This is a genomic window from Streptomyces sp. NPDC018045 (assembly GCF_044327445.1).
Taxonomy (GTDB): domain Bacteria; phylum Actinomycetota; class Actinomycetes; order Streptomycetales; family Streptomycetaceae; genus Streptomyces.
Window position 1 is genome coordinate 1 of sequence record NZ_JBIRFL010000065.1, and the last position, 4,606, is coordinate 4,606.

Sequence of the window (4,606 nt, forward strand, 5' to 3'; positions counted from 1 at the left end):
GTGTGCCTGTGGACTGGGCCGGGTGGTTCGCCGGTACCGGTGCCCGCCGCACCGACCTGCCCACCTACCCCTTCCAGCACCAGCGGTACTGGCCCAAGCTCAGTGCGTCCGCTGGTGATGTGACGGCCGCCGGGCTGCTGCCCGTGCGGCATCCGCTGCTGGGTGCGGCGGTGCCGCCGTCGGACTCGGGCGGGCTGCTGCTCACCGGCCGGGTGTCGACGCGGACCCACCCCTGGCTGCTGGACCACGTGGTGGACGGAGCGTCCGTCTTCCCCGCCGCCGGGTTCCTCGACCTGGCCGTCCACGCGGGGGACCAGGTCGGCTGCGACCGCGTCGGCACCCTCACCCTCACCGAGCCGCTCGTGCTGGCCGAGGACGACGCCGTACTCCTTCAGGTGCGGATCGGTGCCCCCGACGCGGACGGCGCGCGCGAGATGCGGGTCTCCTCGCGCCCCGCGGACGGAGCCGACCAGCCGTGGACGGACCACGCCGACGGCACGCTGACCCCCGCAGAACCCACCGCGGCAGCCGCGACGTTCGACGCCGCGACGTGGCCGCCGAGCGGAGCCGACGAGGCGGACCCGGCGGACTTCACCGAGGACGTCGAGCACGGGCCGGTGTTCCGAACCCTGCGATCCCTGTGGACCCGCGGCGACGAGACCTTCGCCGAAGCCGTGCTCCCCGGGCAGGTGACGGACGCCGAGGAGTTCGGCCTGCACCCGGCGCTGCTGGAAGCGGTGACACTGGCGGCCGGCCGCGACGGCGACCGCGCGCCCTCGGCCTGGAACGGGGTCGAGCTGCACGCCGGTGGTGCGTCGACGGTGCGCATACGCCTCGTCAGGACCGGCCAGGACACCTGCTCCGTCGCCGTGGCGGACGCCACGGGCGCGCCCGTGCTGTCGGCGGACTCGCTGGTCCTGGACGCCAGGAAGCCCGTCCAGCGGCCGGGCCGCCGCACGAACGCGGAACAGGGCGCGCTGCTGCGGCTGGACTGGGTGGCGGCCCCCGAAGCCCCGGCCGACGGCGAGGTACGGAGCGTGACGCTCGACGCCGGCGGACTGGCGTCGCTGACGGACGTCCCCGAACTGGTCGTGGTACGGGTGTCGGGCGCGGAAACCGAAGCTCCGCGCGCGGCGCACGAACTGACCGCCGGGATACTCGGGCTGCTCCAGGAGTGGCTCGCGGGGGAGCGGTTCGCCGCGTCCCGGCTGGTGTTCGTGACCCGTGGCGCGACGTCCGGCGACGACCTGGCGGCCGCGGCGGTGTGGGGCCTGGTGGGATCGGCACAGTCGGAGAACCCCGACCGGTTCGTCCTGGTGGACACGTCGGACGCGCCGGACGCGACAGTGCCGACCGTGCTGCCGCGCCTGCCCGCGCTGCTCGCCGCCGGCGACTCCCAGTTCGTCGTACGCGATGGCACAGTGCACGTGGGCAGGCTGGCCCGGCTGCCCGCACCGGACGACACCACACCCCGCCGCCCCGCCTGGGACCCGGACGGCACGACGCTGATCACCGGCGGCACAGGCGGCCTGGGCACACTCCTGGCCCGGCACCTCGTGGCCGAACGCGGCATGAAGCACCTCGTCCTGGTGAGCCGCAGCGGCGAGACCGCGCCGGGCGCCGTGGAGCTGCGCGCGGAGCTGACCGCGCTCGGCGCCGACGTGACGATCGCGGCCTGTGACACCGCCGACCGGGCCGCGCTCGGCCGGCTGCTGGACTCCCTCCCGCGGCCGCTGACCGCGGTGGTCCACGCGGCCGGCGTGCTCGACGACGGCGTGGTCACGTCCCTGACCCCCGAGCGGCTGTCGGGCGTGCTGCGCCCGAAGGCGGACACCGCCTGGCACCTGCACGACCTCACCCGGAACACGGACCTCGGCGCGTTCGTCGTCTTCTCGTCCGTCTCCGGCGTCATCGGCGCGCCCGGCCAGGGCAACTACGCCGCCGGCAACGTCTTCCTCGACGCCCTGGCCCGGCACCGTACCGCCCAGGACCTGCCCGCCCAGTCCCTCGCGTGGGGCGCGTGGGCACAGGCGAGCGGCATGACGGGCACCCTGTCCGAGGCCGACCTCCAGCGGATCTCGGCCACCGGCGTGCCGCCGCTCTCCGCCGAGCAGGGCCTGGCGCTGTTCGACGCCGCCACCGCGACCGACGAGCCCTACCTCGTCCCGGTCGGCCCGGTCGCCACCGGCACCCGGGTCGGCGGCACCGTACCGCCGGTGCTCCGGGGCCTGCTCAGGAGCGCCCGGCGGACGGCCGCCGGCGCCGCGGACGGCGCCGAAGCCGCCGCCACGCTCGGCCGCCGACTGGCGCGGACGCGGGCGGAGGACCGTACGCGCCTGCTCACCGACCTCGTACGGGCCGAGGCCGCCGCCGTCCTCGGGCACGCCTCGGCCAAGGCGGTCGACGCCCGGCGGGAGTTCCACGACCTGGGCTTCGACTCGCTGACCGCCGTCGAATTGCGCAACCGGCTGTCCACCGCCACGGGCCTGCGGCTGACCGCCACCCTCGTCTTCGACTACCCCAACCCCGTCGCACTCGCCGAACACCTCGTCCCCCGGCTCGTGGACGAAGCCCGGGCCGCCACCGGCCCGGCCCTCCTCGCGGAACTCGAACGGCTCGCCGGCGCACTCGACGCCGGCGCGCCCGACGCCCGCACCCGGGCCGCCGTCACCCACCGCCTGTCGCAGCTCCTGGACACCTGGCGAGGGACCGCGGCGCAGGAGGACGGCGCCGAGGTCGCCGAGCGGATCGAAGCCGCCAGCACCGCTGAAATCTTCGCCTTCATCGACAACGAACTCGGGCGTCACAGCGAACGCTGAGTCCGGCCCCCTATTTTTCACGGAAGGTTCCTCGTCATGCCGAACGACAACGAGCTCGTTGACTACCTGAAGTGGGTCACGAACGACTTGCACCAGACCCGCCAACGGCTTCGGGAGGCTGAGTCCGCCCAGCGGGAACCCATCGCCATCGTCGGGATGTCCTGCCGGCTGCCGGGCGGCGTGCGGTCACCGGAAGAACTCTGGCAGTTGCTGAGCGACGGACGCGACGGCATCTCGGCGTTCCCCACGGACCGCGGATGGAACCTGGACCTGCTCGCCGGTGACGGAGACGGAGGAGGCAGCAGTACGACGGCCGAAGGCGGCTTCGTGGACGCGGCCTCGTTCGACGCCGCCTTCTTCGGCATCTCGCCCCGCGAGGCCGTCGCCATGGACCCCCAGCAGCGCATTCTGCTGGAGACCTCCTGGGAAGCGCTGGAGCGGGCCGGCATCGACCCGGTGTCGCTGCGCGGCACCGAGGCCGGTGTCTTCGTCGGCACGAACGGCGTCGACTACACCAACGTGGTGCTCAACTCCCGCGAGGACGTCGAGGGGCACGGCAGCACCGGCCTCGCGGGCAGCGTCCTGTCCGGCCGGCTCTCGTACACCTTCGGCCTGGAGGGCCCGGCGGTCACCGTCGACACGGCCTGCTCCTCCTCGCTGGTCTCCCTGCACCTGGCGGCCCACGCGCTGCGCTCCGGTGAGTGCTCGCTGGCCCTGGCCGGCGGTGTGACGGTGCTCTCGTCACCGATGAGCTTCGCCGGATTCAGCCGGCAGGGCGGGCTGGCGGCGGACGGCCGGTGCAAGGCGTTCGCCGACGCGGCCGACGGCACCGGTTGGTCCGAGGGCGTCGGTGTCCTGGTGCTGGAGCGGCTGTCCGACGCCCGCCGCAACGGGCACGAGATCCTCGCCGTCGTCCGGGGCTCGGCCGTCAACCAGGACGGCGCCTCCAACGGCCTGACGGCGCCCAACGGCCCCGCCCAGCAGCGCGTGATCCAGCAGGCCCTGGCCGACGCCGGACTGGCCACGGCGGACGTGGACGCGGTCGAGGCGCACGGCACCGGTACGACGCTCGGCGACCCGATCGAGGCCCAGGCCCTGCTGGCCACGTACGGTCAGGACCGCGACCCCGAGCGGCCGCTGCTCCTGGGCTCGGTGAAGTCCAACCTCGGCCACACACAGGCGGCGGCCGGTGTGGCGGGAATCCTCAAGGTGATCCTGGCCATGCGGCACGGTGTGCTGCCGCAGACCCTGCACGTGGACGCACCCTCGTCCCACGTCGACTGGTCGTCCGGCGCGGTGGAGCTGCTGACGGAGCCCCGGGAGTGGCCCAAGGCCGACCGGCCGTGGCGGGCCGGTGTGTCGTCGTTCGGGATCAGTGGCACCAACGCCCACGTCATCATCGAGCAGGCACCGGCCGCCGAGGAGCCCGGCGACGAGGACGGCGAAGGGCCGCTGACCGCACCACCGGTCGTCCCGTCGGCCGTGCCGTGGCCGGTCTCCGCGAAGTCCGAGGACGCACTGGCCGCACAGCTCGCCCGGATCACCGAGCTGACCGGCCCGGCGCCGGTCGACGTGGGCTACTCCCTGGCGACCTCCCGCGCGCACCTGGAACGCCGTGCGGTGCTCCTGGCCGAAGGCGACCGGACCGTCGAGGTCGCGCGCGGCCTCGCCGAGGACACGGCCGGGAAGTTCGCGGTGCTGTTTTCGGGGCAGGGTGCGCAGCGGGTGGGGATGGGCCGGGAGTTGTATGGCCGGTTTCCGGTGTTCGCGGGGGCGTTGGATGAGGT

The 4,606-nt window shown here is 74.3% G+C and carries 2 protein-coding genes; both read left to right on the forward strand.

Annotated features, from left to right (window positions below; translation table 11 throughout):
* Positions 1-2,819 (forward strand): type I polyketide synthase (locus ACH4EB_RS38485; RefSeq protein ID WP_398353188.1); only part of this gene is annotated, 2,819 nt, incomplete at its 5' end.
* Between the two features lie 36 nt (positions 2,820-2,855).
* Positions 2,856-4,606 (forward strand): type I polyketide synthase (locus ACH4EB_RS38490; RefSeq protein ID WP_398353190.1); only part of this gene is annotated, 1,751 nt, incomplete at its 3' end.